Below are 26,475 nucleotides of genomic sequence, written 5' to 3'. Positions count from 1 at the left end.
ATTTCTCGACCGAGCGCCTTGGTCTGATCGGCAAAATGGATCCTGAACCAAGTTCAGGATGACGGTTTGGGCACCGTTTGCAAAATGCGCCCATCCTTAACGCCATCCGCTCCGCCGATTGCTTGCCAGCCATCCCTGCTCTAGACCGCGCAGCCTTGCTGTTGCGAAAGGTCTGTTCATGCTCTCACCCGCCGATGCCCGCGAACGCTGCGAAGCGCTGATCGAGCGTGCGCGCCGTGCGGGCGCCGATGCGGGCGATGCGGTCTATGTCGGCAGCTCGTCCGAATCGGTTTCGGTCCGGCTGGGCGCGCTGGAAGATGTGGAACGGTCTGAATCCGAAAGTGTGGGCCTGCGCGTTTTCGTCGGCGGGGCATCGGCTTCCATCGGATCGACCGATCTTGGCGATGCGGCGCTCGATGAACTGGCCAGCCGCGCGGTGGCGATGGCGCGCCTTGCTCCGGCAGACAAGTTCGCAGGCCTCGCGCCCGAAGACCTGCTGTTGCGCGGCGATGTACCCGATCTCGATCTCGACGATTCCACCGAGCGCGCCCCGGCAGAACTGCGCAATCTTGCCGAACAGGCCGAGGATGCCGCGCGCGCCATCCCCGGCGTGACCAACAGCGAAGGCGGCGGAGCCAGCGCCGGGCGCGGGCTGTTCGCGCTTGCCACCAGCCACGGCTTTTCCGGCGCCTATGCCGCATCCAGCCACAGCCTTTCCGCCAGCGTCGTTGCCGGAGAGGGCAGCACGATGCAGCGCGATTATTCATGGCGCAGCACGCGCCATGCCGCCGATCTGCTCAGCCCCGAAGCCATCGGGCGCGAAGCGGGCGAACGTGCGGTGCGCCGCCTCAATCCCGGTCGGGTAAAGTCCGGCGCGATGCCGGTAGTATTCGATCCGCGCGTTGCCAATTCGCTGGTTGGCCACCTGCTCGGCGCAATGTCGGGCGCATCGATTGCGCGCCGCGCCAGCTTCCTGCTGGATCGCGATGGCCAGAAACTGTTCGATAGCGTGATTACTATCACCGACGATCCTCTCCGCCAGCGCGGAATGCGCTCGCGCCCCTTCGATGGTGAAGGCCTGCCCACCGCCCCGCGCAAGCTGGTCGATGCCGGGCACATCACCGGCTGGCTGATGGATGCCGCCGCCGCACGCCAGCTCGGCGCTGCGCCCACCGGCCACGCCTCGCGCGGCTCATCGGGCGCGCCGCACGTTACCTCCAGCAACGTCGCGCTGCTGCCCGGCAGCGTCACCCCTGCCGAACTGATGGCCGACATTGCCGATGGCGTCTATGTGACCGAACTGATCGGGCAGGGCGTGAACGGCGTGACCGGCGATTACAGCCGGGGCGCATCGGGCTTCCGCATCGTGAACGGCGAACTGGTCGGGCCGATTGCCGAATTCACCGTGGCGGGCAACCTGATCGATATGTTCGCTGCGATGACCGCCGCCGATGATCTGGAAATCTATCGCGGCATCGATACGCCCACCTTGCGGGTGGACGGTATGAGCGTCGCGGGGGATTAACTGTTTGCTTTTCGCACCAGACCATCGACCAGCAGTTCCAGCCCGTTGGCATAGCTGGCATCCAGATCGAACATGCGTTTGAGATGCGCCGCCATCGCGGCGTTCTCGCGATAGAGCGCCCAGCCCACCGTCAATGACAGCACCGATGCCTGCGCTTCAAGCGCGGCTTCCACGCTGAAACCATAGTGGCGCAAGGCACCGGCCATCGCCTGCGCGCGGTCCTCGTCCGCTTCGCGCGCAGGGGCCGCTACAGCCAGAAGCCGGGCGGAATCGCGGTGGCTGCACAGCACGCGCGCCAATCCCCGGCCCAGTTCCAGCAGCCAGCTGCGCGCATCGCTGCACGCCACCAGCCCGGCTCGCCCCCGCGCGTAGATATCCTCGGCCATCATCGCCAGCAGTTCGGCCTTGTCGCGCACGTGCCAGTACAGCGCCGGGGCCTGCACCGAAAGTCGCGCGGCCAGCGCGCGCATGGTCACGCCATCCAGCCCTGCGTCTTCCAGCAACGCAAAGCCCGCGCGCAGGATCGCGTCCCTGTCGATGGAGATGTCGCGCTGGCGGGCCATAGCTCCGTTTGACAATTTAACAATGTTAAGTAAAGTGGCCGCAGCAGTTTGGGAGAGCCGCAATGATTCACGTGCGCAACGCATGGCATGTCGCCTGTTGGGCGATGGACCTTCAAGTCGCAAAGCCGTTTGCTTTGACGATGGCGGGCGATCCGGTCGTGATTTTCAGGACCGAAGGCGGCAGGCTGGTCGCGCTGGAAGATCGCTGCGTCCACCGGCTCGCACCGCTCTCGCTGGGCCGGTGCGAAGGGGAAAGCCTGCGCTGCATGTATCACGGCTTCCGCTTTGCCGCCGATGGTACATGCGTGGAAATTCCGGGGCAGGATATGATTCCCGCCAGCGCGCGGGTGCGCAGCTATCCTGTGCAGGAACGCCATAGCTGGATCTGGGTCTGGCTGGGCGATCCGGCAAAGGCGGATCCTGCGCTGATTCCGCAAGCTGTGGGGTTTGACGATCCCGACTATATCCTTGGTCGCGGCCAGTTGGACTATGCCGCCAATGCGCAACTGATCCACGATAACCTGTGCGATTTCACGCACCTTGCCTTCGTTCACCCCGCCAGCTTCGGCGCGGATGAGGAATGGGCGCGCACGCGGCCCAAAGTCACGCAATTGCCGCGCGGTGTGCGTTTCGAACGCTGGGTGCGCAATCAGTCGGGTGGGCGGTCAGGGCCGGAACGGGTCGATGTCTGGTCGTGCTATGAATATCACGCGCCCGGTATTCTGCTGATGCCCACCGCGTCCTACCCGGTCGGCACCGCAGACCGCCTTGGCGATGCGCCGCCCCCACCCGATCTGCCCAAACGCGGCGTCACGTTCACCAGTCAGGCGGTAACCGCGCTGACTGACACCACCAGCCGCTATTTCTTCAGTTGGGGGCCGCACCGCGATCATGGCGATGAAGCGTTGCGTGATCTGCTGATGGGCCTCGCTGCAAAGGCCTTTGCCGAAGACAAGACGATGATCGAAGCGCAGCAGCGCGTGATCGACATCGATCCGTCGCGCTCGCCGATGCCCGCCACTTTTGACAAGGGCGTGGTGCTCTATCAGCGTCTTGTCGAACGGTTGGCGCGGGAAGAGGCACTGGAAGCAGCAGGCTGAATCAACACTCTTGTCCCCCCGCGCAGGCGGGGGCCTCGGTGTTGTTATGGAACGCTTTCGCAAACCGGCTGAGGCCCCCGCCTGTGCGGGGGCGCACAATTCGATGCAAATTGGGTCGCTGCTACTGGCGGCTCAGATCAACCCGGCCAGCGGGCTGCTGGGATCGGCATATTTGCGCGTCGGCATGCGGCCCGCCAGATAGGCATCGCGCCCCGCCTGCACCGCCAGCTTCATCGCGCGGGCCATGCGGATGGGGTCTTTGGCCTCGGCAATCGCGGTGTTCATCAGCACGCCATCGCAGCCCAGTTCCATCGCCACGGCGGCTTCGGACGCGGTGCCCACGCCCGCGTCGACCAGCACCGGCACTTTCGCGCCTTCGACGATCAGCCGCACCGTCACCTTGTTCTGGATGCCAAGGCCGGAGCCAATCGGCGCGCCCAGTGGCATGACGGCAACAGCGCCCACATCTTCAAGCTGCTTGGCCGCAATCGGATCGTCCACGCAGTAAACCATCGGAAGAAAGCCTTCCTTGGCAAGCACTTCGGTGGCGCGAATGGTTTCGACCATGTTGGGGTAAAGCGTGCGCGCCTCACCCAGAACTTCCAGCTTCACCAGATCCCAGCCACCAGCTTCACGCGCCAGCCGCAAGGTGCGGATCGCGTCTTCGGCGGTAAAGCACCCGGCGGTGTTGGGGAGATATGTAATCTTCTTGGGGTCGATATAATCCGTCAACATCGGCGCCTTGGGGTCCGACACGTTGACGCGGCGCACCGCGACAGTGACGATTTCCGCGCCCGACGCTTCGACCGCCGCGGCGTTCTGTGCGAAGTCGTTGTATTTCCCCGTGCCGACGATCAGGCGCGAACGGAAGGTGCGGCCGGCAACGGTCCATATGTCTGAATTGTCTGTCACGTCGCTCTGTCCTCCACCTACAAAATGCACGATTTCCAGCACGTCCCCATCCGCAATCGCCACATTGGCGAGAGTCGAACGCGGGACGATTTCGCCATTGCGCTCGACCGCGACTTTGGCGGGATCGAGTTCGAGACTACGCACGAGATCGGCGATCGAGCCGACATTTGCGCGGCGTGGTTCGCCATTGACGGTGAGGGATAGCGTTGCGGTCATGCGGCCCGCTTTAGCGATGCGTTCAATGCGCGCAAGGGCGGGTTAGGTGCGTCTAGGTGCAGTTAGGTGCACTTCAGGAATGGCAGGTGTTGGTGCGGATATTTATCAGGTGTGCCACGGCAACCAACAGCACGCCGATGACTGTCAGCACAACTTCTTCGGCCCCGTGACCCACGGCAACCGCGCCACCCATAAGCGCAAGGCCGGTGCTGCCGATAATTAGCGGCAGGAACCGCCCGTGCCGCAGCGCACCGATGCCGATGGTCAGTGCGCCAATCACCAGCGCGAAGGCAAGGCCCCAGCGGTGCCAGTCAGGATCAAGCAGCACGCCGCCGCCGATCCCCAGCACGCCCACCAGAAATACGCCCGCTACGCAGTGCAGCAAGCACAGTCCCGAAAGGACCACGCCGAACCGATCAAGCCGGGCGCGCAGGGAAGGAAGGGCATCGCTCATCTCGCCGTCCATATATGTTATAGTATTACATGACGCAAGTGAGGGACCATAACAATTTTGCCCCAAGGACCATGCGCGAGGCTCCGACAATCCTCTTGAGATTTCCGGGGCACAGGCGCAGGGCGTGCGCATGTCGTCCAGTGCCTCAACCGATGTCCGAAGGGACGCGTTCGCCCTTGCCCGCTGGCTGTTCATCGTCGCGCTGATGGTCGTGGCGATCGTGGCGATAGGCGGGATTACGCGCCTTACCGAATCGGGGGTTTCGATCACCGAATGGAAGCCGGTGACGGGCACGATCCCGCCGATCACCGATGCGCAATGGCAGGCAGAGTTCGACGCCTATCGCGCCACGCCGCAGTACCAGTTGATCAATGGCCCGGCGGGGATGACGATGGAAACCTACAAGTTCATCTTCTTCTGGGAATGGGTCCACCGCCTGATCGCGCGGACCATCGGGCTGGTCTTCGCCCTGCCGCTCGCGTGGTTCTGGGTGAAAGGGCGCGTTCCGCAAGGCTACAAACCACGGCTGCTGGCGTTGCTGGCGCTGGGCGCAGCGCAGGGGGCGGTCGGCTGGTGGATGGTCAAATCCGGCATCGTCAACGATGTGAAAGTCAGCCACTTCCGCCTCGCCGCGCACTTGCTGGTAGCCCTGTTCACGCTGGGCGGGCTGGTGTGGACCGCGCTCGATCTGATCGCGCTGGCCAAGGGAAAGCCCCGCGCGCGGCTGCAAGGGCTTGGCCTGATCGCGCTGCTGATGCTGCTGGTGCAACTGTTCTATGGCGCACTGGTGGCGGGAATGCGTGCAGGCACATCAGCAGGGGCGGGCTGGTTCAGCATGGACGCATGGCCGTTGATGCAGGGCGAGTTCTATCCCGATGGCGTGGACTGGGCGCTGGGCGCAGCGCACGCTTTCCTGTCTGACCCGTTCCTCGTCCACTTCATCCATCGGTGGTGGGCATGGGCCGTGGTAGCGGTGCTGGTGGTGGTCGCCCGGCGGCTGCGCAAGACCGACCGCAAGGCATCGGTCGTGCTGCACAGCGTGTTCGGCGCGCAAGTCCTCCTCGGCATTTGCACGGTGTGGAGTGGCGTTGCCCTGTGGATCGCGGTGCTGCACCAGTTGGTCGGCGCGCTGCTGGTGGCGGCAACGGTTTGGAGCGCACACCTGCTCGGCAGCCGGGAACGTTGACCGCCGCGCTGATCTGGTGCCCGTTTGGCGATATGGAAACCGCCGAGGCGGTGGCTGGCCAGTTGCTCGATGAACGCCTGATCGCCTGCGCCAACATCCTCCCCGCCGTCCGCTCGCTCTATCGCTGGAAGGGGGATCGGGGCGAAGGCACCGAAATCGCCGTCCTGTTCAAGACCCGCGCCGACCTGCTCGACGCCGCCGTGGCGCGACTGGAAGCGCTACACCCCTATGATGCGCCTGCGATTGTGGGGTGGCGGTGCGATACTGCGGGGGTGGCGACGCTAGGGTGGCTGGAGGTGGATTGTGGTTCTGGCGACAGATAGCGCCTGTAATGTGTCGGGCGACACTTGACAATTTGGTTGCTCTGGTTTATCTGCAGCTATGGAAATCGAGAGCATACGGCACAAAGGCCTGCGCCGCTTCTTCGAAACTGGTAACCCAAAGGGTCTGGTTGGCGATATTGGTCGGGTGGGCAGAATGCTGGCTTACATCGATGCAGCACACAGTCTTGAGGAACTGGCCGTTCCGCCAAACTTCGGGCTGCACGAACTGACGGGCGACCGGAAGGGCACTTGGTCGATGATCGTGACGCGCAACTGGCGCATGACTTTCGGTATCAATGCGGAAGGCGCGCTCGTTGATATGGATTTGGAGGATTATCATGGCGCTTAAGATGCACCCGTCGCTGGCCATCCATGTCGGTGAGTGGCTGAAGGCGGAAATCGTCGAGCCCGCAGGCGTGAGCGTGACGGCGCTGGCCGAACATTTCAGTGTCTCGCGGCAGGCGCTGAGCACCCTGCTCAATGGCAACGCCAGCCTTTCGGCCGACATGGCCATCCGTTTCGAAAAGGCCTTCGGCGTGAAGGCAGACACGTTGCTGCGGATGCAGACGACCTATGAACTCGCGCAAGCGCGTGAGCATGAGGGCGAAATAAAGGTTGAGAGGTTTGCGAGGGCGGCTTGACCCACGCGCCTGGTGCAGGCCCCTCTCAACTTTGGCTAGCCAGCCCAGCTGTCAAGCCTTCGTATCTCTCCTCTGGGGTGAGAGAGCAGGGCGAAAGCATCGCTCCAAGATCGGGGCGGTATTATTTTACCTCTCCGAAAAGCCGCAGTTTGCTTGACTCTGGCGGGCATTTGCAACAAAGGCGCGCTTCCTTCGTCGGGAATGCGGGATTCCGTGTGGCCGACGCACTGAAATTCTAAGGAACTCGCAGCCATGAAGGCTCTCAGCAAGGTCACCCGGTCGATCAAGCCGGCCGAGGTGGAAAAGAACTGGCATCTGATCGATGCCGAAGGTCTGGTGGTTGGCCGTCTGGCTGTCATCATCGCCAACCGTCTGCGCGGCAAGCACAAGCCGAGCTTCACGCCTCACGTCGATTGCGGCGATCACGTTGTCGTGATCAACGCCGACAAGGTGCGCCTGACGGGCAACAAGCTCAAGAACAAGACCTACTACAAGCACACCGGTTATGCCGGCGGCATCAAGGAAGTCACTGCGGATAAGGTCCTCGGTGGTCGCTTCCCCGAGCGCGTGCTTGAAAAGGCGGTTGAGCGCATGATTCCGCGCGGTCCGCTTGGCCGTGCGCAGATGCGCGCCCTTCACCTCTATGCCGGTGCCGAGCATCCGCATGGCGGCACCCAGCCGGTGGCGCTCGACGTCGCTTCGATGAACCGCAAGAACAAGGTGGGGGCGTAATCCATGTCCGAAACCGAAAACTCCGTTTCCAGCCTGGCTGATCTGAAGGATCTGACCGCAGGCGCGCCCGAAGCAGCCGTTGCTGCTGCTGGCGAGGAAGCTCCCGTCGTCGTCCGCACTGGTCCCGCAGCTCCGCTGCGCGAACGTGAAGTTGACGCACAGGGCCGTTCCTATGCAACCGGCCGCCGCAAGGACGCCGTTGCCCGCGTGTGGCTGAAGCCCGGTTCGGGCAAGGTCACCGTCAATGGCCGCGATCAGGAAGTATACTTCGCCCGTCCGACCCTGCGTCTGGTGATCAACCAGCCGTTCGAAGTTGCCGGTCGCGAAGGCCAGTACGACATCGTTTGCACCGTCAAGGGTGGTGGTCTTTCGGGCCAGGCCGGCGCTGTGAAGCACGGTATCGCCCAGGCCCTGTCGAAGTTCGAGCCTGCACTGCGCAGCGCCGTGAAGGCCGCCGGGTTCCTGACCCGCGACCCGCGCGTCGTGGAACGCAAGAAGTATGGCCGTGCCAAGGCGCGCAAGAGCTTCCAGTTCTCGAAGCGCTAATCGCGCTTCGGCTGCAAGGCCAAAGAAAATCAAGGGGTTGGTCTTTCGGCCAGCCCCTTTTTTCTTGCCCTGTGCTTGTTTCAGATGCTTCGACATGCGCGGCATGGGCTGCGCTTGGAGTAGGGAGAGGTAATGACCGCCAGACGCATATGGGTTCCGGCAGGCTGGCCGCGCGCAGGCGCAGGCGCGGTTTTGGGCATCGCGCTGGCGGCTTTTATGGGGCATCTGATCCCGGCGAGCCAAGGCCTGCCGTGGATCATGGCACCGGTCGGCGCATCGGCAGTGCTGGTCTTCGCTGTGCCGGCCAGCCCTCTGGCGCAGCCGTGGTCAGTGGTGGGCGGAAACCTGATTTCAGTATCCCTCGGCATGGCGGTGGGCTGGATCTGCGCGCAGGCTGGATTGGGTGCGCCGCTGGCGGTGAGCCTTGCCGTGGGCGGAGCGATTGCCGCGATGGCGCTGGCGCGCTGCACCCATCCGCCCGGAGGGGCGGCGGCGATTCTGGGGGCGTTGGCAGGCGTGGCACCCGATGCGCATCTGCCGGGACCGCTGGCTCCACTGGCGCTCAACGTGGTGGGCATCGTGGGCGTGGGGTGGCTCTACAACACGATGACCGGGCATCCCTGGCCGCATGTGGCAACCGCGCCGCCGCAGCCCGCGCCCTTGCGCACGGTGACCTATGACCGGGCCGATCTCGATGCGGTGCTGGCCGACTGGGGCGAAAGCCTTGACGTGGAGCCGGACGATCTTGATGCGCTGTTCCGCGCGGTGGAGCGGCGCGTTCTGCGGCGATGGGAGGACGACCACAAATAGGCATCGGCACAAATAGGCGTCGGCACAAATAGATGTCGGATGGCCTGATCACGCCGCCATCACTTGCGTGCTGCCGACCATGCGATAGAGTTTGTGCAAAGAGCATGAACGGAGAGAGCGCGATGGCCACGCACCTGAGGTCGAACATCGAATGCAGCGATGCCGAATGGCAGACCCGGCAGGAACTGGCTGCGTGCTATCGCATCTATGACTACCTTGGTTGGTCCGAATCGATCTATAACCACATTTCGGTGCGGGTGCCGGATCAGGAAGGTGCGTTTCTGATCAACCCGTTCGGGCTGCTCTATTCCGAGGTTACGGCATCGAACCTCGTCAAGATCGATATCGATGGCAACAAGCTGGATGACAGCCCTTATCCGGTGAACCCGGCGGGTTTTACGCAGCATTCCTATTTCCACCGCCATCTGCCGTGGGCGCACGCGATTGCGCATGTCCATACGACTGAGACGATGGCGGTGTGCAGCCTTGAAGAAGGGCTGATGCCGATCAACTTCTATGCCTGCAACTTTGCCGGCCAGCTTGCCTATCACGAGTTCGAAGGCGTGACGGTGCGGGCAGAGGAGGGCGAGCGTTTGCTGGCCAACCTTGGCGACAAGCGCATCCTGATGCTGCAGAACCACGGGCCAGTGGTGCTGGGGCAGAACGTGCAGCAGATGTTCCTGATGCAGTGGAGCCTGCAGCGCGCCTGCGAAATCCAGATGGCCACGCTTTCGATGGGCCGCCCCGTGGTGCGTGTGCCTGACGAGGTGGTTGCCGTGCATCAGCGCGATCTTTCGCTGGTGAACCGTGAAACCGGCGCGGCGGGGATGGCGGATTTTGCGGCGTGGACGCGACGGATCGACCGGATCGACCGTAGCTGGCGGGATTGATTCCCAAGGTGGGAGCGGGTTAAGCGACGCGCATGGCTCGCCTTACCGTGAACAACCAGCCTGTCCTCTATCGGCTTGAGGACGATACGCCGCTGCTGTGGGCGCTGCGGGATGCGGCAAACCTGACCGGCACCAAATATGGCTGCGGCACGGGCGAATGCGGCGCGTGCATGGTGATCGTCGATGGGCAGGCGATGCCAAGCTGCACGCTGGTTCTGGGCGAGGCGGAAGGGCGCAACGTTACCACCATTGAAGGGCTATCGGGCGACCGCTCGCACCCGGTGCAGCAGGCGCTGGTGGCGGAACAGGCGATTCAGTGTGGGTTCTGCACGCCGGGGATCGTGATGGCGGCGGCAGCGCTGCTGGCCACGAATGCAAGTCCTGCGGACGAGGACATTGCGCGCGCCATCACCAATATCTGCCGCTGCGGCGTCTATCCCCGGCTGACGCGGGCGATCCAGCGCGCGGCGCGGGTAATGCGCGGAGAAGAAACGATCAGCGCTGCGCCGCCGCCTGCTATTGTGACGCCCGGCGCAGGCTGAAAACCCGGTTTGCGCCCTCTCCCTGGGAGGGGGTGGGAGAGGGCGCGGCGGGGGTCTGGTTCAGAACTTCGCGCGAATAGAGATGCGCGCGTTGAGCGGTTCGCCGGTGGAGATATTGTTGTCGGTGTGGGCGGCGGGGAAATAGTCGGTGTCGGTCAGGTTCTCGACATTGAGCTGGATCGAGAAGCGTTCGGACAGGTCATAAAAGACAGCAGCATCGAGGCGCGTGAAGGCCGGCAGCGTTACCGCGTTGCTGATCGTGGTGAAGCTCTTCGACTGGTGCGTGATGCCAAGGCCGAGGCCGATCTCCTTGGTCACGTCATAGCGCGTCCATGCCGAGGCCTGATGGCGCGGAAGCTGCGACAGCTTGCGACCCGCAGGTGCGGCGGTGGTGGCAGAGCGCACTTCGCCATCCTGCAGCGTATAGCCGAGGCTGGCCTGCCACTGCGGCAGAATGCGGCCAGCCAGCGAAAGCTCGATGCCCTTGGCGCGGGTCTTGCCCGAAAGTTCCGGCAGGCCGGTTACGGGGTTGTTGAAGCGCGAATTTTCGCGGTTCAATTGATAAGCGGCGGCGGTGAACGCGAGGCCGGGGTTCACGTCCCACTTCACGCCCGCTTCAAGGTTTTCAAACTGTTCGGGCGCGAGCGTTGCCTGCGTTGCGTCCAAGGCACCGAACTGGTCGCCCGATTGGGGCAGGAACGTGCGGGTGAAGCTGCCGTAGAAGCTGACGTTCGTCTGCGGCTTCAGCACCACGCCAAAGCGGGGCGACCACTTGCGGTCGGTGCGCGATGCGCCCACGCCGTTGATCGCGTTGCGCCCGGTGATGCGGAATTCGTCATAGCGGACGCCTGCCACGATTTGCAGGAACGAGGCGAGTTCCACCTGATCCTGCACATAGGCCGAAAGCGTGCGTACATCGGTGCGGCTGTTGGTGACGAGCGCGCCATAGCTCAGCGCGGGGACGCTGATGCGCTTGGCCAGCGTGACCGTAGCATTGGCGGTATTGCGGCGGGTGGCGTGCGTGTCCTGATCGGCCACTTCGAAGCCGGCCAGCAGAGTGTGCCCGATGCCGCCGGTCTGCCCGGTCCACACGAGGTTTGCCTGTCCAATCCAACTATCGCGCAGGGTGCCGCTTTCGTAGCCTGAAAGTGCGACGGTGTTGGCAGTGGTGTTCACCGCGCCGCCTGCAAAGACGTTGCCATAGAGTTTGTCGGTGTGGCTGTATTGGCCCAGCAGATTGAAGCTGAGGTTGTCTGTCAGATCATGGTCGAGCCGGGCCTGCGCAATGTGCGCTTTTACCGTGGCGACGTTCAGATCGCTGCGCCCGAAGAAGGTTTCATCATAGCCGGTGAGCGGCTTGCCGCCGAGCGAGGGCACGCCGCGATCGGTGGTGCGGCGATCATCGTCGTAGTTATAGGACAGTTCGATGCGCGTGGCTTCGCCCGGCTGGAACGCCATCGTGGGGTTCACGCCGATGAAGCGGCCTTCGAAGTTCTGGCGGTGGTTGTCGAACTCTTCATAAGTGGCGTTGAGGCGCGCGCCGACCATTTCGGTAAGCGGCTGGTTCCAGTCTGCCGCAAGGGCGAAACCGCCGAAGCTATCGACATTGGCGCTGGCCTGACCCTTCACGCGATCAAGATCGGGCGTCTTGCTGACGCGGTTGATCACGCCGCCGCCGCCGCCACGGCCAAACAGCAGCGCGTTTGCACCTTTAAGCACTTCGACGCGCTCGATATTATAAAGCGAGCGGTAGTACTGCGTGTCATCCCGCAACCCGTCGAGGTAGAAATCGGCGGTGGTGTTCTGGCCGCGCAGGGTGATCTGGTCGCGGTGGCCTTCGCCCTGGCCCAGCACCACGCCCGGGACATAGCGCAGCGCGTCGCCGAGCTGGGTGATGCCCTGATCGTCCAACTGTTCGCGCGTGAGAACGGTGATGGTCTGCGGCACGTCAAGCAGCGGGGTGGGCGTCTTGACCGCGTTTGCATCGACTGGTCGATAGCCGTCGGCGGTGCCGGTTACGACGATGACCGTGCCGGTCGATTCGAGCGCCGCATCGGCGGGAACGGCGTCTTCGGCATAGGCAGCGGATGGCACGAGCGCGGTTCCGGCGAGCAGCAGGCTGGTGAGGTAGTTCACGAAATCTCCCTGATCATTTCGCGCGCTGGGCGATGCGATAATGACTTGCAGTCACGCCGCCTATTGCGAGTCAAATTCACTTGCAAGGAGATTTATGAGACTTGGTTGCATTAACATTGATGTCGATCAAATGCGGCAGGCGTTGCGCACAGAAGCAATCGGGCTATGAACGCCCGCCGCCACATGCATGGAGAACCGACGATGAAGGCAACGATCTGGCACAATCCCAATTGCGGTACATCGCGCAATACGCTGGCGATGCTGCAGGATGCCGGGGCCGATGTGACGGTTGTCGAATATCTCAAGACGCCGCCAAGCGCCGACAAGCTGGCGCAGCTTTATCGCGATGCCGGGATCACGCCGCAGCAGGGCTTGCGCGTGAAAGGCACCGATGCGGAAGAGCGCGGCCTTGTGCAGGCCGATGACGCGACCGTGCTGGCGGCAATGGCGACAGAGCCGAAGCTGATCGAGCGCCCGTTGGTAGAAACGGACAAAGGCGTGCGCCTGTGCCGTCCGAAGGAAAAGGTGCTGGAGATTCTTTAAGAGATCAGAACGGAAGCGGGCGTCCGGCAAGGATCAGCGCCGCCGCGCAGCCCAGCACGATAAGCCTGCGCGGCAAATCAGTCAGCAGGTTCGCGGGCGTGGTAGCGTGGATCAAGGCGATAGTGCGGGCCATGCCGCAGCCATGCGCCCTGATCCGTTAACACTCGGTAAAAGCACTTATCCCTGAAGCCATTCCAGCAGCGCGGCAAGGCATTCGCGCCCCAGCAGTTTCGAGCGTTCGGGACTCCAGCCCTGCTCCTTGCAGGGCAGATCATCGTTGTCCTTGAACGGCATTTCCAGCGTCATCGCGACGCAACCGAAGCGTTCTGCCACCTGATTGGTGGACATGGTGAGATTGGCGCGCCCCGGTGACGCCACGGGATAACCGCGCTTTGTCTGGAAATCGGGCGTGCGACGTTCAAGAATGCTGCGATAACGGGCGTAGCCTTCGCCCAGCGCTTCGGTCCACGAAGGGATGCCTTCGAACCCGGCGATGAACACATGCGGAATCGCCTCGTCGCCATGCACGTCCATTGCGAAATGACAGCCGGTCTCGTCCATCGCGTTGCGGATCGCCAGCACTTCGGGCGAGCGTTCTGGCGATGGTTCGTGCCATTCGCGGTTGAGGTTTACGCCCACGGCATTGGTGCGCAGATGGCCCCGGCACGATCCGTCAGGATTGGCATTGGGCACAATGTGAAAGCGGCAGAGCTGGCGCAGGCGACGAGCGTGCGGGTCGGTCGGGTCGGTGAGCATGTCGAGCGCGCCTTCCATCCACCATTCGGCCATCGATTCGCCGGGGTGCTGGCGGGCATAGAGCCACACATGTTTGTCCCCCTCGCCCAGTTCAAGGCAATCGATCGGCTGGCTTTCGATGCTGGTCCCAAGACAGCGGTAGTCCACGCCCGGCTGCGCTGAGACTTGCGCAATCAGATCATGATGCCTTTCCATCGAATAGGGCGCAAAATAGGCGAACCAGCAGGTGCCGGCCTGCGGGGTGTGGCGGATGGTGAGCGTGCCGTCACCCTCGCGCGGGTCATAGGTGGTGTCGGTGCGGCCCCAAAATTCGCGGTCTTCGGAAAAGGCGGCACGATACCCGGGCCAGCCGCCGGGATAGGCCGAAGCCGCCAGTCCTGTAATCTTCAGTTTCAGTTCGCGGCCCGCAGCGCCATCGACGCGGAAGTGGAACCATTGGAAGAAGTCTGAATCCCGGTCCTTGCGGATGGCAAGGCGGGCGCTGGCCCCGGAAACGGAGAGCACTTCGATATTGCCGGAATCGAACGCGGCATTGATGCGAATGTCATTCATTTAACGCTGATAGTCTCACCCGAGGTGCCGGGGAAGCCTGAGAACAATGCTTTAGCAAGGCGGGGGGCTGCTTCACCGATGGCGGCCTCCTTTGCTTTTGCGCTTTCGCGGTTGTCGGCGCGGCCTTCCCAAAGCGCTTCACCGGTGCGCTTGTCGCGAATACGCACGGAAAGCCGCGTCACCACAAAGTCCTTCGGACCGCCGCCGAGATTGAAGCCAAGGCCCAGACCCAGCCCGCTGCCGTAGCTGCCAGTCGATCCGCCCACGTCGACGCTGACCGGGCTGCGCGTGCGTTCGCGCTTCTGCACTTCGCGTTCCACCAGCACTTCAGCAATCACGTCCGTGGCACCTGGGGTGGCCACGCCAAAGCCTTGTGCGGACAGTTCACGCTGGACGGCGGCGAGCCATGTCTTGTCTTCAAGGCTTGCGGGATCGCTGCCGGGGGCCGGTTCGACCACTGCAGCTACGCCTTTCAGGCGAGCCAGCGTTTCAGGCGTATGAAAGCGCGTGACTTCGACCGGTGCAGGCTTGGCCAGCGCGGGGGCAATGGTCAGAGCCGAAAGGGCGAGGGCGGTGAAGATGCGTTTCATATGCAGGCGTCCATTTCCTTTGTGCTTCAAAGGTGGGCGCTATCGGGCTTGGCCGCAATGCCAATTGGCACAACCGATCATGAATCGATCACCCCCCGATCTGCACCACTTGCGCATCGGCAAAGCGAGCGAACAGCGCCGTGGCCAGCCGTGCGGCAACCGCGCCATCGTTCAGCCCGTCATCATCCTCGCGCGTCTGGGCTTCGGCATGGCCTTCCCACAGCACGCGGTCGGTCGCCTTGTCGCGAATGCGCACGTCCAGCCGGGTGGCGATAATGGCTTTTGCGGGCTTCGACAGATCGATGTTGAGCGCCATCGCCTGATAGTTGCCGCGATTCGATACGCCCACTTCCATCGCGCCCGACACGGGCTTGCGCTTCTGCTCTTCGGGCGCAACGACCGAATGCGTGATGCCGATCTGCGCGATCTGGCCGCTTTCCGCACCGCTGACGGCGGTATCGTAACCCAGCTTTGCCAGTTGATCGACCACGGCCGCTTCATAGACTGGCAGCTTCCATTCTGCCTCAACACCGTTGGCCGCAGCCACCGTGATCGCCCCCTTGCCCAGCAGCGGTGCGGCATCGGCGGCTTGAAACGCGGTTACGTCAACCTTCTTGGCCGGTTGGGTTGAGCGGCGCGCGGGGCCATCGAATCGCTGGTCGATTGCCGAACCGCCCCAGCGCCCACCCATCGGCTGCGCGTGGGAGGCGGTGGGCAGGGAAAGCGCGATAAGGGCTGTCAGAAGTGCTTTGCGGTGCATGATTTGGTTTCTCACAGGGTGGCTGTCACCGCAATGAACGGGCAGGGCGGGAGAATCCTGCGCTGGACGGCTGCGAAGGATGACGTGAGCGGTTGACTTGGGGCCGCGCCGTCTTTAACGGCCACGCTTCAGTTTTCAGCCCGGTCAGCTTCGGGCAAAGGGATTCGACATGAAGATTCGCAACAGCCTGAAGTCGCTCAAGGACCGCCACCGGGATAACCGCGTGATCCGCCGCCGTGGCCGCGTCTATGTGATCAACAAGACCCAGAAGCGCTTCAAGGCGCGCCAGGGCTGATTGAACAAGTTTCGGTGCAGTCTCGCGACGGCGGGGCTGCATCGGAAACCGGCAGGCTGCCAGTGCGGCCATGTTGCCCTCGCTGAAACGCGGGGGCGATGTCGTTTGTGGGATGCCGATGCCAGTAACAGCTCCACGTGAAGCCCCGGTAGAGGCCGTTGTCTGGGATATCGGGCGGGTGTTGGTCGAATTCGATCTGGCGCGCATCTATCGCGATGTGATTCCCGATCCGGAAGAACGCGCGCGCTTCGTTGCCGAAGTGGTGACCGAAGACTGGCACGCCCAGCATGACGAAGGCGTGTCATTCGCGGAAATGGTTGCTGCGCGCACGGCTGAGTATCCGCAGCACGCAGCGCGAATCGCTCTCTATGCTGATCGCTGGCTGGATAGTCTGCCCGGACCGGTGGCGGGCACGCACGACCTGATTGCGCGGCTGGCGGCGCGGGGCGTGCCGCAATATGCGATCACCAACTTCGGAGTTGATGGGTGGGAGATGTTCCGGCCCACGTTCCCGATTCTCGACCATATGCGCGATATAGTGGTTTCGGGCGTGGAGCGCCTGATCAAACCCGACCGGGCGATTTTCGATCTGGCGGCAGCGCGGTTCGGGCGGGTGCCGGAAACGATGCTGTTCATTGATGACAGTGCCGCCAATATCGCCAGCGCACGCGCGCTGGGCTGGCAGGTGCACCATTTCGTGCGCGATACAGCGGTGCTGGAAGCCCGGCTCACGGCGCTGGGCCTGCTGTAAACGGGGGCGAGCCGTGGCCCGCCCCTTGCGCTCCATCAGAAGCCGTCGATGGCTTTGCTGACCAGCACGTTCACCGCCACGCGGCGGTTCTGCGCTTTGCCTTCCGGCGTGTAGTTATCCGCTGCGGGATCGGATTCGGCCATGCCGGTTGGCGTCAGCATCCGATAAGGCTTCCAGCGGCACTGCTGCTGCAGATAGTTGATGACGCTGGCGGCGCGCTTTTCGCTGAGTGTCTGGTTGAACTCCTCAGGGCCATCTGCGTCGGTATAGCCCACGACCAGCAGGAGGGCGTTGTCCATCCCTTCGGCGGTCGATGCGGCCTGGCACAGTTCGGACCGGGCCTGAGGCGAAAGTTGGGCCTTGCCGGTATCGAAGTAGACGTTGGTGGTCGCCTTCACGTTGTAGTTGTCGATATCGCCCATGCGGCTGCGCAGGCCCTCGGTGGCGGCGGTCTGCTCGGCAAAGCCCTGTGCGGTACCGTTGCGGATCATGTTCGCTGTCTTGAAATCGCCGTTCTTGAAGGTGATCTGGCTGGCGACAAGGTTGGTGCCGGATTGCATGGTCTTGACGCTGACCGGCAGACCGTTGAGCAAGTTGGTCACGTTCAGCTTCTTGCTGCCGAAGAGGCCGGTGCTGGCTTTCACGGTGGTCGTGTCGTTCAGGTAGATGACCGAGCTGGTGCCGTCCTCTGCCGTCACCTTCATCTTGTCACCTTTGCGCGCGGTGATGACGCCCTTGATCTCTGGCCCTTTGACCAGATCGGCCATTTCAGGAAGGGCCTCGCCTTCGACGATGATGTTGGGGTCTTGCGCTGCATCCTGCGCGATAACATGGTTTGAAACCGATGCGGCGAGAGCGGCGAGAGCTATCATGCCCCCACGTTTCGCGTTGAATTTTGCCATGACACTGCTCCTTGGAAACTTGCAGGTCTGTCGGTGTTGCGACGAAACTTTCTATCGGATGAACGTGGTTCATCGAGTCCGTAATTCTGCGGGTTAGCCGGGCGGGGGTTGCGACGAACCGAAGTGGTGGTTTCGTATGGCAGACCGCTCGAGCGGCGATTCAAGTAGGGAAGAGCACCTGCGCATCACCCGGCTTCCACGGCGCAAACTTTGCCATCACGGCTGCGAAGAGATCGGATGCAAGGTGCCCCGCCAGCCAGCGCTGGAGATGCGGCAGCGGCTGCCCTGCGAACCATGCGGGATCGACGGCGGCGAACTGGCGGACGAAAGGCATGATTGCCATGTCGGTAAGCCCGCGCGTGGCCCCGCAAAGCTGGCCCTGCCCGGCAAGGCGGGTGTCGAGTTCGTGGAGAAAGGCGAGGCCCGACGTGCGGTGGGCCATTGCATCGCTGCCGTGGCGTTCGGGATACTTGTAGCGATCCAGATCGTGCTTGAACGGGCCGTCGTTGCGCGCGATCAGCGCATCGTCAGTGCATTTCAGCCAGTGTTCGGGGTCGTTCAGGGCAAGCGCCCAGCGCATCACGTCGAGGCTTTCGTCGATCACCGTGCCATCGGGCAGGACAAGCACTGGGACCGTGCCTTTGGGTGAAGCGCTGAGCATTTCGGCGGGTTTGGCTGAGAGCTTTACTTCGCGCAGTTCTACTTGCGTCCCACTCACCGCCACCGCCAGCCGCGCGCGCATGGCGTAGGGACAGCGGCGGAAGCTGTAGAGGATGGGCGGCGCGTTCAGGCGGGAAGGCCGATCAGCGAGATTTGCCGACCATAACCCGGCTCCTTGCGATGCGTGGCGCGGCGAAACGAATAGAAGCGATCTTCCTGCGCATAAGTGTCCTCACCCAGCATCCCCACTTTGGCAAGGCTAGCATCGCGCAGGCGTGACGCGACATAGCCTTCGAGGTCGAACCACACATGGCCTTCACGCCCGGCACGGAAGAAGCGTTCGTTTTCGGACGCTTGTTCAAAGAATCGCGCTTCGAATGCGGCATCCACTTCATAGCTTTTTTGCGCGATGCAGGGGCCGACGACCGCAGCGATGTTCGCGCGGCTTGCACCGAGTGCTTCCATCGCCGCGATGGTGGCGTCTGTCACGCCGGTGAACGCGCCTTTCCAGCCCGCGTGCGCCGCGCCGACGACGCCGGCTGTTGCATCATAGAACAGCACCGGCGCGCAGTCTGCCGTCAGCACGCCAAGGACGATGCCGGGGCGGTTGGTGACCAGCGCATCGGCCTTGGGTCGGTCGGCATCGGTCCAAGGCTCAGCCACCGTCACCACATCGGGCGAGTGGATCTGATAGCAGGTCAGCAAGGTGCCGCCGGGCAGCACGGCTTCAACCGCGCGGACACGGTTCTCGGACGTGAGTGCCGGGTCATCCTCACTATAACTGACGTTCAGCCCGGCAAGGTCACCCGTGCTAACCCCGCCCTTGCGGCCCAGGAAGCCATGCGCGGCCCCCCTCAGCAGAGGGTGAGTCAGCGCTTCGACGCTCACGCTTCCAAGCTCTTGCTCACCTGCTCGCGCACATCGCGCGACAGGCTGGGTTCGGCGGCGACCCGTTCCAGTTCCGCGCGCATCAGCGCGGCGCGGCTTTCGTCGACCTTCTTCCAGCGGCCAAGGTAGGGCACGAAGCGCGCGGCGACATTGCCGTTGATCGGGTCTAACCTGAGGATCAGGTCCGCGATCAGGCGGTAGCCTTCACCCCCTTCGCGGTGGAAAGCTTGGGCATTGGCAGCAAAGGCCATCCACAGCGCGCGGACGCGGTTGGGGTTGGTCATGGTGAAATCGGGGTGGTCGCCCAAGGCTTTGACGTGTTCGGTGACTTTGGGGTTCAGCGATCCGGCCTGCAGCGAGAACCACTTGTCGGTGACGAGCATATTGCCTTCGAACCGCGCGTGGAAATCGGCCAGCGCGGCTTCGCGTTCAGGGCAATCGAGGCTGCACAGCACCATCAGCGCGCCCTGGCGGTCGGTCATGTTAGTGGCGGCATCGTATTGCGCCTTGGCCCGGCGCGCGGCCTCTGCCGGATCGGCGGCGGCAAGGTAGACCAGCGCTTGCGTCTTGCACTTGCGCGCGCCGCGTGCGGCGGCTTCGAGGCTGTAGGTCACCGCAGAGCAGCGGTCGTGCAGCGAAAGCCACTTTGCCTTCAGCACCTCGCCCAGCCAGCGCTTCAGACTTTCGCGTTCGGCAAATATGCGCGTGGGATCGGCGCGGGTGAGCTGTTCGGCAAGGTAGGCTTCACCCGGCAGGATCAGCAGTTCGCCGCGCATCAGATCGTCGAGCGCGGTATCATCAAGGATGGCCCCCATCGCCGCGCCGATGGCATCGCGCGCAGCATCACGGTCGTCCAGCGTGCCTGCCACCGCGCCCACCAGATAGCGCACGATCAACTGCTGCATCGCTTCGTAGCGGGCGAAGGGATCGTCATCGTGCCGCGCAAGGAACACGAGGTCTTCGGTGGTGACCGGCGCGATCACCTCAACGGGCGCGGAGAAGCCGCGATTGATCGAGAGGACGGGAAGCGCATCGAAACCTTCAAAGGTGAAGGTCTGCTCCGCTTGCGTCAGCACCAGCAATTCCTCGCCCCGATGCGCAGCCGTCGCGCGGTCGAACAAGGCGGTGCGCAGCGGGATGACCATCGGCTGCTTGAGCGGCTGGCCGGGAGTGGGAGCCATGCTTTGCGCGAGGGTAAGCGTCAGCGTGGTGCCTTCAAGCGCCATCGTGACGGTGACCTTGGGGGTGCCCGCCTGTTCGTACCAGCGGCGGAACTGCGCGAGGTCCAGCCCCGCGCCATCCTCGATGGCTTTTACGAAGTCCTCGCAGGTCGCCGCTTCGCCATCGTGCCGGTCGAAATAGAGCGTGGTGCCTTTGAGGAAGCGCTCCATGCCTGCCAGCACAGTCATCATGCGGATGACTTCGGCACCCTTGTTATAGACGGTGGCAGTGTAGAAGTTGCTGATTTCCTGATAGGAATCGGGGCGGATCGGGTGGGCCAGCGGGCCGGAATCCTCAGGGAACTGGACCGCGCGCAGCACACGCACATCCTCGATCCTCTTGACTGGGGGCGATCCCCGATCCGCGCTGAACTGCTGGTCGCGCAGCACTGTGAAGCCTTCCTTCAGCGAAAGCTGGAACCAGTCGCGGCAGGTCACACGGTTGCCCGACCAGTTGTGGAAGTATTCGTGCGCAACCACGCCTTCAATTGCATCGTAATCGCCGTCGGTGGCGGTTTCGGGGTCGGCCAGAATATAGCGCGTGTTGAAGACGTTGAGGCCCTTGTTCTCCATCGCGCCCGCGTTGAAATCGCTGACCGCCACGATGTTGAAATCATCGAGATCGTATTCGCGACCATAGACCTGTTCGTCCCACTGCATCGACGCGATGAGCGAGCGCATGGCATGGTCGGTGCGGCTTTCGTCGCCGGGGCGCACCAGAATCGCGAGATTCACCTTGCGGCCCGATTGGGTGGTGAAGCTATCGCGGTTGGCCACCAGTTCGCCCGCCACCAAGGCGAAAAGGTACGAAGGCTTGGGCCAAGGATCGTGCCATTCGGCCCAATGCGTGCCATCGCCATTGTCGCCCGAAGCCACCGGGTTGCCGTTGGAAAGCAGCACGGGGAACTGCGCCTTGTCGCCGCTCATCCGCACGGAATAGACCGAAAGCACATCGGGTCGGTCGGGGAAGAAGGTGATGCGGCGGAAGCCTTCAGCCTCGCACTGGGTGCAGAGTAGGCCGTTTGAGGCGTAAAGGCCAGAAAGCTGGGTGTTTGCGGCGGGATCGATCAGGGTTTCGATGCCCACATCATGTGCATCGCCGGGCAGGGCGATGACCAGATCCGCGCCGTCCATGTGCCAATCGTTATGGGCATGGCCATCAACGGTCACGGCCTTGGCTTTCAGCGCATCGCCATTGAGGCGCAGGTGCGTGGTGCCGGTTCCGGCGGGATTTTTGGCAACCTTCAGCGTTGCCTGCACGCGCGTGGCGTTGAGCGAGAGCGCGAAATCCAGCGCGATTTCGGGCACGAGCCATTCGGGCGGCCGATAGTCCGCGCGGTGAATGACTGTAGGGGCGATAACGGGCGTGCCGGAGAGATCGTTCATGCAGGTGAACTTAGGAACCCGTGCGCGGCGCGGCAATCGCGGTTATGGTCCAAACGATGGGAAATATGCTGATCTTCGGAATGGGCTACACCGCGCAAGTGGTGGCAGGGCGGCTGCGGGCGCAGGGCTGGACGGTAGGTGGGACTGGAAGCACCGGGGATTTCGCCTTTGCCGACAGGGCAGCGGTACAGGCTGCACTGGCCGAGGCGACGCATGTGCTGTCATCCGTGCCGCCCTTGCGCGAAGGCGGTGATCCGGTGCTGCAAACTTATGGCGCGGCGATTGCGAACAGCGGCGCGAAATGGATCGGCTATCTTTCATCAACCGGCGTCTATGGCGATGCAGGTGGCGCTTGGGTGGATGAAAGCGCGCCGGTGGGCAACGGGCGACGATCAGCGCGGACGCAGGCCGATGCCGACTGGCAGGCGCTTGCCGACCAAGTGCGGGTGTTCCGCCTGCCGGGAATCTATGGGCCGGGGCGCAGCGCGTTGGATCGCGTGAAGGATGGCAAGGCACATCGCATCGCCATTCCCGATCAGGTGTTCAGCCGCGTGCATGTGGGCGACATTGCCAGCGGGGTGTTCGCCGCGTTCAATGGGCCGCCGGGGGTCTACAATCTGGCCGACGATCAGCCGTGCAGCCAGAACGCGGTGATCGAGGAAGCAGCGCGGCTGCTGGGGCAAGAGCCGCCACCGATGCAGTCGCTGGAGGAGGCGCAGCTATCGCCTATGGCGCTGGCCTTCTATGCCGAGAACCGGCGCGTGGCCAATGGCAAGGCCAAGCGTTTGCTGGGGTGGAAGCCTGCCTTCCCCACTTATCGCGAAGGGCTGCGTGCCTTGAGCGCCAGCACAAGGCCGAGCATCGCCAGTGCCGATCCCGCAACGGCCAACACTGACCAGCGATAGCCTTCGAAAAGGGTGGACAGCAGCATGGCAATCACTGGCACCAGCACCCCGTTATAGGCCCCGCGACCTGCGCCAAGGCGCTGCAACAGGCGGAAATAGAGCGGAAACGTGACAACCGATCCGATCAGGCCAAGATAGAGCACACCGAACACATAGCCGGGGCGCGTATCGAACTGCGGCGGGCCTTCCACCGCCCATGCGAAAGCGCCGTCGATCAGTGCGCCGATCAGCATGGCCCATGTCAGCATTGGCACCATCGGCAAGGTCCGTGCCGTGGGGCCGGCTTGCAGCACGTTCGCGCACGAAGCGCTGCACAGTGCTGCGGCGGTCAGCGCAATGCCGGTCAACACTTGGCCTTCAGGCGGGGCCATGCGGTATTCATGCAGCAGCAGCAGCGCGATGCCTGCGCCTGCCACCGTCGATCCGATCAGGAAGCCGCGCGTCACGGGCTGTTTCAGCACGGCCCATGCCAGCAGCGCGTTGGGCACGACCAGCAGCGCAAAGAACACCGCAACAATGCCGGATGTCAGGTGATGCTCCGCCCGATAGACGAACTGGAAGTTCATCACGAATTGCAACAGGCCCAACAATGCGGCCATTTGCAGCCCCTTGACCGAAATCCGCAAGGATTCGCGCCGGAACAGCGCCAGCGCAGCCATGCCGATGGCTCCGGCGGTAAAGCGCCATGTGACAGACCAGCTTGGCGGCACGCTGCCGATCTGGTCTTTGATGACCAGCCAGGTCGAACCCCAAATCAGCGCGACAAGGATAAACGGCCCGGCAACGCTGAGCTGCCAGAATCTGGCTTGTCCCGGAAATTCTGGCGCGCTCATAATGCGGCGATGGCCTTGGCGAGCGCGGAAACGTGGGCTGGGTCGCTGTTCCAAGCGGTGACGAAACGCGCTGCGCCGGGGGCGCCTTCGGGGGCGGTCCAATCGTAAAAATCGAAGCCTTGCGAACGTAGCGTGCCCTGTTCGGCGGGGGAGAGGACCACGAAAAGTTCGTTGGCTTCTACCGGGTGAAACAGTCTTTCACCACAGGCGGCGGCGATTTCCTGCGCGGCGGCGTTGGCTGTGCGGGCGTTGCCCAGCCACAGATCGCCTTCGATCATCGCCAGCACCTGCGCGGCAAGGTAGCGGCCTTTCGATTGGAGGTGCCCGGCCCGCTTGCGGCGGTAACGCACCACGTCGGCCAGTTCCATGTCGAAGAACACCAGCGCTTCGGCATTCATCCCGCCGTTTTTCACGCAGCCGAACGTCAACGCATCAACGCCTGCCTGCGCGGTCACTTCCGCCGGGTGGCAGCCCAGATGCGCCACAGCATTGGCAAAGCGCGCCCCATCCATATGCAGGCCAAGCCCGCGACCTTGGGCCACCGATCCGATGCGGGCGACTTCTTCGGGGCTGTAGACCCGCCCGTATTCGGTGGCCTGCGTGATCGAAATTGCATGGGGCTGCACTTGATGTACATCGTTGCGGATCGGGTCGATCACCCGTTCGATGGATTGCGGCGTCAGCTTTGCACCTTCGCCATCGGCCAGCATCAGCTTTGCGCCGTGGGTAAAGAAGCCGGGCGCGCCGCCTTCGTCCATCTCGATATGCGCCTCGCGGTGGCACAGCACACCGCCGTGGGGTGGCACCATCGCGGCCAGCGCAAGGCAATTGGCCGCCGTGCCGGTCGCAACCCACAGCGCGGTGCATTCGGTGCCGAACAGATCGGAAAAGGCATCGTCCATGCGGCGGGACAGGGCATCGCCGTCATAACCCGAATCGGGCGCATCGGCGGCGTGCATCGCTTCCCATACGCGGGGGTGGACGGCGGCGGCGTTGTCGGAGAAGAACTTCATCGGAAACCGCAATGTGGGCCTGCGCGTTTCGGGTCAAGCAGTCACAAGAGGCCAATCAAAATGTCGGATATCGCCATCACCCATCTCGATCAGGGCGCACGCGGGGAATATCATGCAAAGGTGGAGGGAAGCGAAGCCATCGGTAGGCTGACCTATCAGCGGAACGGCGATGTGGTGGTGGCCGACCATACGCTGGTGCCCACCGAGATCGGCGGACGCGGCGTGGCTGCCGAACTGGTCAAGGCGCTTGTTACTGATGCGCGCAAGTTCGGTTTCAGGATCGTGCCACAGTGCAGCTATGTGGAAGCTGCGTTCCGGCGGCACCCGGATTGGGCTGACTTGCGGGCCTGATCAGGCACTTCTTGGCAAAGACAGTGTGGCGACCAATCCGCTTCCCTGCCAATCTATCTCGAACACGCCGCCGCGCGCTGCGCAGATTCGTTCGATCAGGTTCAGGCCTTGGCCGCCAGACCGAGACGTTGCCTTGACGGCAACATCGGATTGCTCCTGCCACACGATCACATGTCGCCCGCTCCCACCAATATCGACTGCTCGGGCACTCAATGTGATTGTGCCGCCGCTGCCGATTGCACCGTGTTTGGTCGAGTTGACTGTAAGTTCCCCGATAACCAACGAAATGACGTCTGCCTCCCGCCGGGAAATTTCATAGTTTCCATCGCAATCAAGCTCAACGTGTGAAGCGTCGCTTTCACGGAAGGGCGAGATGAGCGTGGACAGCAGCGTATAAAGGTCGGTTTCTTCGGCTTCACCGTCAAACAAGGTCTGAGCCATTGCCAGTGCTGAAATGCGGGCAATCATGTCGGTGGCGAACTCCGTGTTCGCCGGGTGACCACGCGCTACCGTGCGAAGCATTGCACAGACCATTGCAAAGCTGTTCTTGAGCCGATGGCGCATTTCCGAAAGAAGAATCTTGAGCGCTTCACGGTCGGCGTGGAGTTGGCTTACGTCGCGCGAGACGGAAATAAAGCCAGCATGAACACCGTCAGGGCCACGCACTGCTGATACGCTTACTTCCCACCAGCGAGGCGAGCCTTTGGCAGTAGGACAAAACGCCTCAAGCCGCTTGACGCCACCGGCGCTGGCTTCGGCCAGTGCGGAACGGATCATCGGCTGTGCATCTTCTGGCCAGAGCGATGCCCATTCTTTGCCACCTAGCGCGGTGAAATCATCAATCTCCATCGCGCAAAGCCCGTTGGGATTCATCCACAGTAATGAACCGTCAGGGCCGACAAGCTTCACGCAGTCGGTGCTTTGTTCGATTACGTGCGAAAGGCTTTCCGGAGAAAGTTCTGCTTTGGACAGCATAAAAGACCCCACCCCTGCATGGGCAAATCGTCCCCAAGAAGACGGGTCTATAAGCACCGTTTCTGGCAAAAGTTCCAGATATGGAAGCCAGAACTGGAAACAAGGTTTCCGGAAATGGTGCTGCTGGGGAGGATTGAACTCCCGACCTCAGCCTTACCAAGGATGCGCTCTACCACTGAGCTACAGCAGCACACCATTTCCGCTTGGCCACCAATTGCGCCGACGAACCGGCGGGGTGGGCAGGGGCGCGCTAATGACGGGGGCATGGGCCTTTGTCAAGCGACTGTTCCTGAGGGCCTTGCGGTAAATGCCGTATCCCTGCAATCAAGCCCGCATGAGCGACGCAAAACCCCCGTTGAGCCGCGAGGAACGGCTAGCCGCCCGCCTGCGCGAGAACCTGAAGCGGCGCAAGGCGCAGGCGCGGGCGATGGGCGCAGGCACAGATGGTGATGCGGGCGGCGAAGCCGAATCGCCTGATTCGCTGGAAACCGGGCTTTCCAATCCGGCCTCCTGACGCTA

The 26,475-nt window shown here is 63.0% G+C and carries 32 protein-coding genes and 1 tRNA gene; 17 read left to right on the top strand and 16 right to left on the bottom strand.

The window, feature by feature from the left end:
* The first annotated feature begins 178 nt into the window (after positions 1-178).
* On the top strand, positions 179-1,525 hold the full coding sequence (locus tag HGI47_RS01145) for a TldD/PmbA family protein (protein WP_168850938.1): 1,347 nt from the start codon (positions 179-181) through the stop codon (positions 1,523-1,525).
* Here HGI47_RS01145 and HGI47_RS01140 read toward each other — a convergent pair.
* Positions 1,522-2,088, bottom strand: a complete 567-nt coding sequence (locus HGI47_RS01140) for a TetR family transcriptional regulator (RefSeq protein WP_168850937.1) — start codon at positions 2,086-2,088, stop codon at positions 1,522-1,524. The two genes, HGI47_RS01145 and HGI47_RS01140, sit on opposite strands and share 4 nt — an antisense overlap.
* 62 nt (positions 2,089-2,150) lie before the next feature.
* Between HGI47_RS01140 and HGI47_RS01135 the strand changes: the two genes are divergently transcribed.
* On the top strand, positions 2,151-3,188 hold the full coding sequence (locus HGI47_RS01135) for an aromatic ring-hydroxylating dioxygenase subunit alpha (RefSeq protein ID WP_168850936.1): 1,038 nt from the start codon (positions 2,151-2,153) through the stop codon (positions 3,186-3,188).
* A gap of 132 nt (positions 3,189-3,320) precedes the next feature.
* On the opposite strand, the gene thiS is transcribed toward HGI47_RS01135, so the two are convergent.
* Complete coding sequence (thiS, locus tag HGI47_RS01130) at positions 3,321-4,316, bottom strand: sulfur carrier protein ThiS (RefSeq protein WP_168850935.1); 996 nt, start codon at positions 4,314-4,316, stop codon at positions 3,321-3,323.
* 73 nt (positions 4,317-4,389) lie between these two features.
* On the bottom strand, positions 4,390-4,770 hold the full coding sequence (locus tag HGI47_RS01125) for a MerC domain-containing protein (RefSeq protein WP_168850934.1): 381 nt from the start codon (positions 4,768-4,770) through the stop codon (positions 4,390-4,392).
* A gap of 130 nt (positions 4,771-4,900) precedes the next feature.
* On the opposite strand from HGI47_RS01125, the gene HGI47_RS01120 reads away from it, so the two are divergent.
* From HGI47_RS01120 to HGI47_RS01080, 9 genes are all read left to right on the top strand, one after another.
* Complete coding sequence (locus HGI47_RS01120; protein WP_168850933.1) at positions 4,901-5,956, top strand: COX15/CtaA family protein; 1,056 nt, start codon at positions 4,901-4,903, stop codon at positions 5,954-5,956.
* Positions 5,953-6,279, top strand: a complete 327-nt coding sequence (gene cutA / locus HGI47_RS01115) for a divalent-cation tolerance protein CutA (protein ID WP_168850932.1) — start codon at positions 5,953-5,955, stop codon at positions 6,277-6,279. Before HGI47_RS01120 ends, cutA begins: the two co-directional genes overlap by 4 nt.
* Before the next feature lie 58 nt (positions 6,280-6,337).
* On the top strand, positions 6,338-6,628 hold the full coding sequence (locus HGI47_RS01110; RefSeq protein ID WP_168850931.1) for a type II toxin-antitoxin system RelE/ParE family toxin: 291 nt from the start codon (positions 6,338-6,340) through the stop codon (positions 6,626-6,628).
* Positions 6,618-6,920 carry a HigA family addiction module antitoxin gene (locus tag HGI47_RS01105; RefSeq protein WP_168850930.1) on the top strand — a complete coding sequence of 101 codons (303 nt, stop codon included), beginning with the start codon at positions 6,618-6,620 and terminating at the stop codon, positions 6,918-6,920. Before HGI47_RS01110 ends, HGI47_RS01105 begins: the two co-directional genes overlap by 11 nt.
* 252 nt (positions 6,921-7,172) lie before the next feature.
* Positions 7,173-7,652 (top strand): 50S ribosomal protein L13, encoded by a 480-nt coding sequence (rplM, locus tag HGI47_RS01100; RefSeq protein WP_168850929.1) that lies wholly within the window; start codon positions 7,173-7,175, stop codon positions 7,650-7,652.
* 3 nt (positions 7,653-7,655) lie between these two features.
* Complete coding sequence (rpsI, locus tag HGI47_RS01095) at positions 7,656-8,198, top strand: 30S ribosomal protein S9 (RefSeq protein ID WP_168850928.1); 543 nt, start codon at positions 7,656-7,658, stop codon at positions 8,196-8,198.
* Positions 8,199-8,330: 132 nt separating this feature from the next.
* Positions 8,331-9,008, top strand: coding sequence for an HPP family protein (locus tag HGI47_RS01090; RefSeq protein ID WP_168850927.1), 678 nt, complete (start codon positions 8,331-8,333; stop codon positions 9,006-9,008).
* Positions 9,009-9,130: 122 nt separating this feature from the next.
* Positions 9,131-9,898 carry a class II aldolase/adducin family protein gene (locus tag HGI47_RS01085; RefSeq protein ID WP_168850926.1) on the top strand — a complete coding sequence of 256 codons (768 nt, stop codon included), beginning with the start codon at positions 9,131-9,133 and terminating at the stop codon, positions 9,896-9,898.
* 32 nt (positions 9,899-9,930) lie between these two features.
* Positions 9,931-10,440 carry a (2Fe-2S)-binding protein gene (locus HGI47_RS01080; protein WP_168850925.1) on the top strand — a complete coding sequence of 170 codons (510 nt, stop codon included), beginning with the start codon at positions 9,931-9,933 and terminating at the stop codon, positions 10,438-10,440.
* Positions 10,441-10,500: 60 nt separating this feature from the next.
* On the opposite strand, the gene HGI47_RS01075 is transcribed toward HGI47_RS01080, so the two are convergent.
* Entirely contained in the window at positions 10,501-12,576 is a 2,076-nt protein-coding gene (locus tag HGI47_RS01075; RefSeq protein ID WP_370521585.1) for a TonB-dependent receptor, read from the bottom strand.
* A 201-nt stretch (positions 12,577-12,777) separates the two neighbouring features.
* Between HGI47_RS01075 and arsC the strand changes: the two genes are divergently transcribed.
* On the top strand, positions 12,778-13,119 hold the full coding sequence (gene arsC, locus HGI47_RS01070; protein ID WP_168850924.1) for an arsenate reductase (glutaredoxin): 342 nt from the start codon (positions 12,778-12,780) through the stop codon (positions 13,117-13,119).
* Positions 13,120-13,123: 4 nt separating this feature from the next.
* On the opposite strand, the gene HGI47_RS22845 is transcribed toward arsC, so the two are convergent.
* The 4 genes from HGI47_RS22845 to HGI47_RS01055 all read right to left on the bottom strand — a co-directional run bounded on the left by HGI47_RS22845 (position 13,124) and on the right by HGI47_RS01055 (position 15,777).
* Positions 13,124-13,252, bottom strand: a complete 129-nt coding sequence (locus HGI47_RS22845) for a hypothetical protein (RefSeq protein ID WP_255460553.1) — start codon at positions 13,250-13,252, stop codon at positions 13,124-13,126.
* 44 nt (positions 13,253-13,296) lie between these two features.
* Complete coding sequence (locus tag HGI47_RS01065) at positions 13,297-14,427, bottom strand: M14-type cytosolic carboxypeptidase (protein WP_168850923.1); 1,131 nt, start codon at positions 14,425-14,427, stop codon at positions 13,297-13,299.
* Complete coding sequence (locus HGI47_RS01060) at positions 14,424-15,017, bottom strand: DUF4136 domain-containing protein (RefSeq protein ID WP_168850922.1); 594 nt, start codon at positions 15,015-15,017, stop codon at positions 14,424-14,426. Before HGI47_RS01060 ends, HGI47_RS01065 begins: the two co-directional genes overlap by 4 nt.
* An 88-nt stretch (positions 15,018-15,105) precedes the next feature.
* The gene (locus tag HGI47_RS01055) at positions 15,106-15,777 is read right to left on the bottom strand and encodes a DUF4136 domain-containing protein (RefSeq protein ID WP_168850921.1); all 672 of its coding nucleotides are present in this window, start codon (positions 15,775-15,777) and stop codon (positions 15,106-15,108) included.
* A gap of 169 nt (positions 15,778-15,946) precedes the next feature.
* Here HGI47_RS01055 and ykgO point away from each other — a divergent pair, with 169 nt between their 5' ends.
* Both ykgO and HGI47_RS01045 read left to right on the top strand, forming a co-directional pair.
* Positions 15,947-16,072, top strand: coding sequence for a type B 50S ribosomal protein L36 (gene ykgO, locus HGI47_RS01050; RefSeq protein WP_011446910.1), 126 nt, complete (start codon positions 15,947-15,949; stop codon positions 16,070-16,072).
* A 118-nt stretch (positions 16,073-16,190) separates the two neighbouring features.
* Entirely contained in the window at positions 16,191-16,823 is a 633-nt protein-coding gene (locus HGI47_RS01045) for an HAD-IA family hydrolase (RefSeq protein WP_168850920.1), read from the top strand.
* A gap of 35 nt (positions 16,824-16,858) precedes the next feature.
* Here HGI47_RS01045 and HGI47_RS01040 read toward each other — a convergent pair whose 3' ends face one another.
* From HGI47_RS01040 to pepN, 4 genes are all read right to left on the bottom strand, one after another.
* On the bottom strand, positions 16,859-17,725 hold the full coding sequence (locus tag HGI47_RS01040; RefSeq protein ID WP_168850919.1) for an OmpA family protein: 867 nt from the start codon (positions 17,723-17,725) through the stop codon (positions 16,859-16,861).
* A 160-nt stretch (positions 17,726-17,885) separates the two neighbouring features.
* Entirely contained in the window at positions 17,886-18,515 is a 630-nt protein-coding gene (locus HGI47_RS01035) for a glutathione S-transferase (RefSeq protein ID WP_168851311.1), read from the bottom strand.
* Positions 18,512-19,273: a peptidoglycan editing factor PgeF gene (gene pgeF, locus HGI47_RS01030; RefSeq protein WP_168850918.1), complete on the bottom strand. Its 762-nt coding sequence runs from the start codon at positions 19,271-19,273 to the stop codon at positions 18,512-18,514. The genes HGI47_RS01035 and pgeF overlap by 4 nt, the downstream gene beginning before the upstream one ends.
* Positions 19,270-21,879 carry an aminopeptidase N gene (gene pepN / locus HGI47_RS01025; protein WP_168850917.1) on the bottom strand — a complete coding sequence of 870 codons (2,610 nt, stop codon included), beginning with the start codon at positions 21,877-21,879 and terminating at the stop codon, positions 19,270-19,272. Before pepN ends, pgeF begins: the two co-directional genes overlap by 4 nt.
* Before the next feature lie 56 nt (positions 21,880-21,935).
* On the opposite strand from pepN, the gene HGI47_RS01020 reads away from it, so the two are divergent.
* Complete coding sequence (locus HGI47_RS01020) at positions 21,936-22,784, top strand: SDR family NAD(P)-dependent oxidoreductase (RefSeq protein WP_168850916.1); 849 nt, start codon at positions 21,936-21,938, stop codon at positions 22,782-22,784.
* Here HGI47_RS01020 and HGI47_RS01015 read toward each other — a convergent pair.
* Positions 22,694-23,617, bottom strand: a complete 924-nt coding sequence (locus HGI47_RS01015; RefSeq protein ID WP_168850915.1) for a DMT family transporter — start codon at positions 23,615-23,617, stop codon at positions 22,694-22,696. The genes HGI47_RS01020 and HGI47_RS01015 overlap by 91 nt on opposite strands.
* Positions 23,614-24,630 (bottom strand): low specificity L-threonine aldolase, encoded by a 1,017-nt coding sequence (locus HGI47_RS01010; RefSeq protein ID WP_168850914.1) that lies wholly within the window; start codon positions 24,628-24,630, stop codon positions 23,614-23,616. Before HGI47_RS01010 ends, HGI47_RS01015 begins: the two co-directional genes overlap by 4 nt.
* 60 nt (positions 24,631-24,690) lie before the next feature.
* Between HGI47_RS01010 and HGI47_RS01005 the strand changes: the two genes are divergently transcribed.
* Positions 24,691-24,981, top strand: a complete 291-nt coding sequence (locus HGI47_RS01005) for a GNAT family N-acetyltransferase (protein WP_168850913.1) — start codon at positions 24,691-24,693, stop codon at positions 24,979-24,981.
* Here the strand turns inward: HGI47_RS01005 and HGI47_RS01000 are convergent, their stop codons facing one another.
* Both HGI47_RS01000 and HGI47_RS00995 read right to left on the bottom strand, forming a co-directional pair.
* Positions 24,982-26,013 carry a PAS domain-containing protein gene (locus HGI47_RS01000; RefSeq protein ID WP_168850912.1) on the bottom strand — a complete coding sequence of 344 codons (1,032 nt, stop codon included), beginning with the start codon at positions 26,011-26,013 and terminating at the stop codon, positions 24,982-24,984.
* Positions 26,014-26,071: 58 nt separating this feature from the next.
* Positions 26,072-26,146 (bottom strand) — tRNA-Thr (locus HGI47_RS00995).
* 144 nt (positions 26,147-26,290) lie between these two features.
* Here HGI47_RS00995 and HGI47_RS00990 point away from each other — a divergent pair.
* Positions 26,291-26,470 carry a hypothetical protein gene (locus HGI47_RS00990; protein WP_168850911.1) on the top strand — a complete coding sequence of 60 codons (180 nt, stop codon included), beginning with the start codon at positions 26,291-26,293 and terminating at the stop codon, positions 26,468-26,470.
* Positions 26,471-26,475 lie beyond the last annotated feature (5 nt).

It is taken from the genome of Novosphingobium sp. ERN07 (assembly GCF_012641335.1).
Classification (GTDB): Bacteria; Pseudomonadota; Alphaproteobacteria; order Sphingomonadales; family Sphingomonadaceae; genus Novosphingobium.
Note: the sequence above shows the minus strand (reverse complement) of the source record. Positions and strands in the feature narration are given on the sequence as shown.

Coding starts and splice junctions, on each gene's coding strand:
- HGI47_RS01145 (WP_168850938.1), top strand. CDS start 179: ATGCTCTCACCCGCCGATGCCCGCGAACGCTGCGAAGCGCTGATCGAG.
- HGI47_RS01140 (WP_168850937.1), bottom strand. CDS start 2,088: ATGGCCCGCCAGCGCGACATCTCCATCGACAGGGACGCGATCCTGCGC.
- HGI47_RS01135 (WP_168850936.1), top strand. CDS start 2,151: ATGATTCACGTGCGCAACGCATGGCATGTCGCCTGTTGGGCGATGGAC.
- thiS (WP_168850935.1), bottom strand. CDS start 4,316: ATGACCGCAACGCTATCCCTCACCGTCAATGGCGAACCACGCCGCGCA.
- HGI47_RS01125 (WP_168850934.1), bottom strand. CDS start 4,770: ATGAGCGATGCCCTTCCTTCCCTGCGCGCCCGGCTTGATCGGTTCGGC.
- HGI47_RS01120 (WP_168850933.1), top strand. CDS start 4,901: ATGTCGTCCAGTGCCTCAACCGATGTCCGAAGGGACGCGTTCGCCCTT.
- HGI47_RS01110 (WP_168850931.1), top strand. CDS start 6,338: ATGGAAATCGAGAGCATACGGCACAAAGGCCTGCGCCGCTTCTTCGAA.
- HGI47_RS01105 (WP_168850930.1), top strand. CDS start 6,618: ATGGCGCTTAAGATGCACCCGTCGCTGGCCATCCATGTCGGTGAGTGG.
- rplM (WP_168850929.1), top strand. CDS start 7,173: ATGAAGGCTCTCAGCAAGGTCACCCGGTCGATCAAGCCGGCCGAGGTG.
- rpsI (WP_168850928.1), top strand. CDS start 7,656: ATGTCCGAAACCGAAAACTCCGTTTCCAGCCTGGCTGATCTGAAGGAT.
- HGI47_RS01090 (WP_168850927.1), top strand. CDS start 8,331: ATGACCGCCAGACGCATATGGGTTCCGGCAGGCTGGCCGCGCGCAGGC.
- HGI47_RS01085 (WP_168850926.1), top strand. CDS start 9,131: ATGGCCACGCACCTGAGGTCGAACATCGAATGCAGCGATGCCGAATGG.
- HGI47_RS01080 (WP_168850925.1), top strand. CDS start 9,931: ATGGCTCGCCTTACCGTGAACAACCAGCCTGTCCTCTATCGGCTTGAG.
- arsC (WP_168850924.1), top strand. CDS start 12,778: ATGAAGGCAACGATCTGGCACAATCCCAATTGCGGTACATCGCGCAAT.
- HGI47_RS22845 (WP_255460553.1), bottom strand. CDS start 13,252: ATGGCCCGCACTATCGCCTTGATCCACGCTACCACGCCCGCGAACCTG.
- HGI47_RS01065 (WP_168850923.1), bottom strand. CDS start 14,427: ATGAATGACATTCGCATCAATGCCGCGTTCGATTCCGGCAATATCGAA.
- HGI47_RS01060 (WP_168850922.1), bottom strand. CDS start 15,017: ATGAAACGCATCTTCACCGCCCTCGCCCTTTCGGCTCTGACCATTGCC.
- HGI47_RS01055 (WP_168850921.1), bottom strand. CDS start 15,777: ATGCACCGCAAAGCACTTCTGACAGCCCTTATCGCGCTTTCCCTGCCC.
- ykgO (WP_011446910.1), top strand. CDS start 15,947: ATGAAGATTCGCAACAGCCTGAAGTCGCTCAAGGACCGCCACCGGGAT.
- HGI47_RS01045 (WP_168850920.1), top strand. CDS start 16,191: ATGCCAGTAACAGCTCCACGTGAAGCCCCGGTAGAGGCCGTTGTCTGG.
- HGI47_RS01040 (WP_168850919.1), bottom strand. CDS start 17,725: ATGGCAAAATTCAACGCGAAACGTGGGGGCATGATAGCTCTCGCCGCT.
- pepN (WP_168850917.1), bottom strand. CDS start 21,879: ATGAACGATCTCTCCGGCACGCCCGTTATCGCCCCTACAGTCATTCAC.
- HGI47_RS01020 (WP_168850916.1), top strand. CDS start 21,936: ATGGGAAATATGCTGATCTTCGGAATGGGCTACACCGCGCAAGTGGTG.
- HGI47_RS01015 (WP_168850915.1), bottom strand. CDS start 23,617: ATGAGCGCGCCAGAATTTCCGGGACAAGCCAGATTCTGGCAGCTCAGC.
- HGI47_RS01010 (WP_168850914.1), bottom strand. CDS start 24,630: ATGAAGTTCTTCTCCGACAACGCCGCCGCCGTCCACCCCCGCGTATGG.
- HGI47_RS01005 (WP_168850913.1), top strand. CDS start 24,691: ATGTCGGATATCGCCATCACCCATCTCGATCAGGGCGCACGCGGGGAA.
- HGI47_RS00990 (WP_168850911.1), top strand. CDS start 26,291: ATGAGCGACGCAAAACCCCCGTTGAGCCGCGAGGAACGGCTAGCCGCC.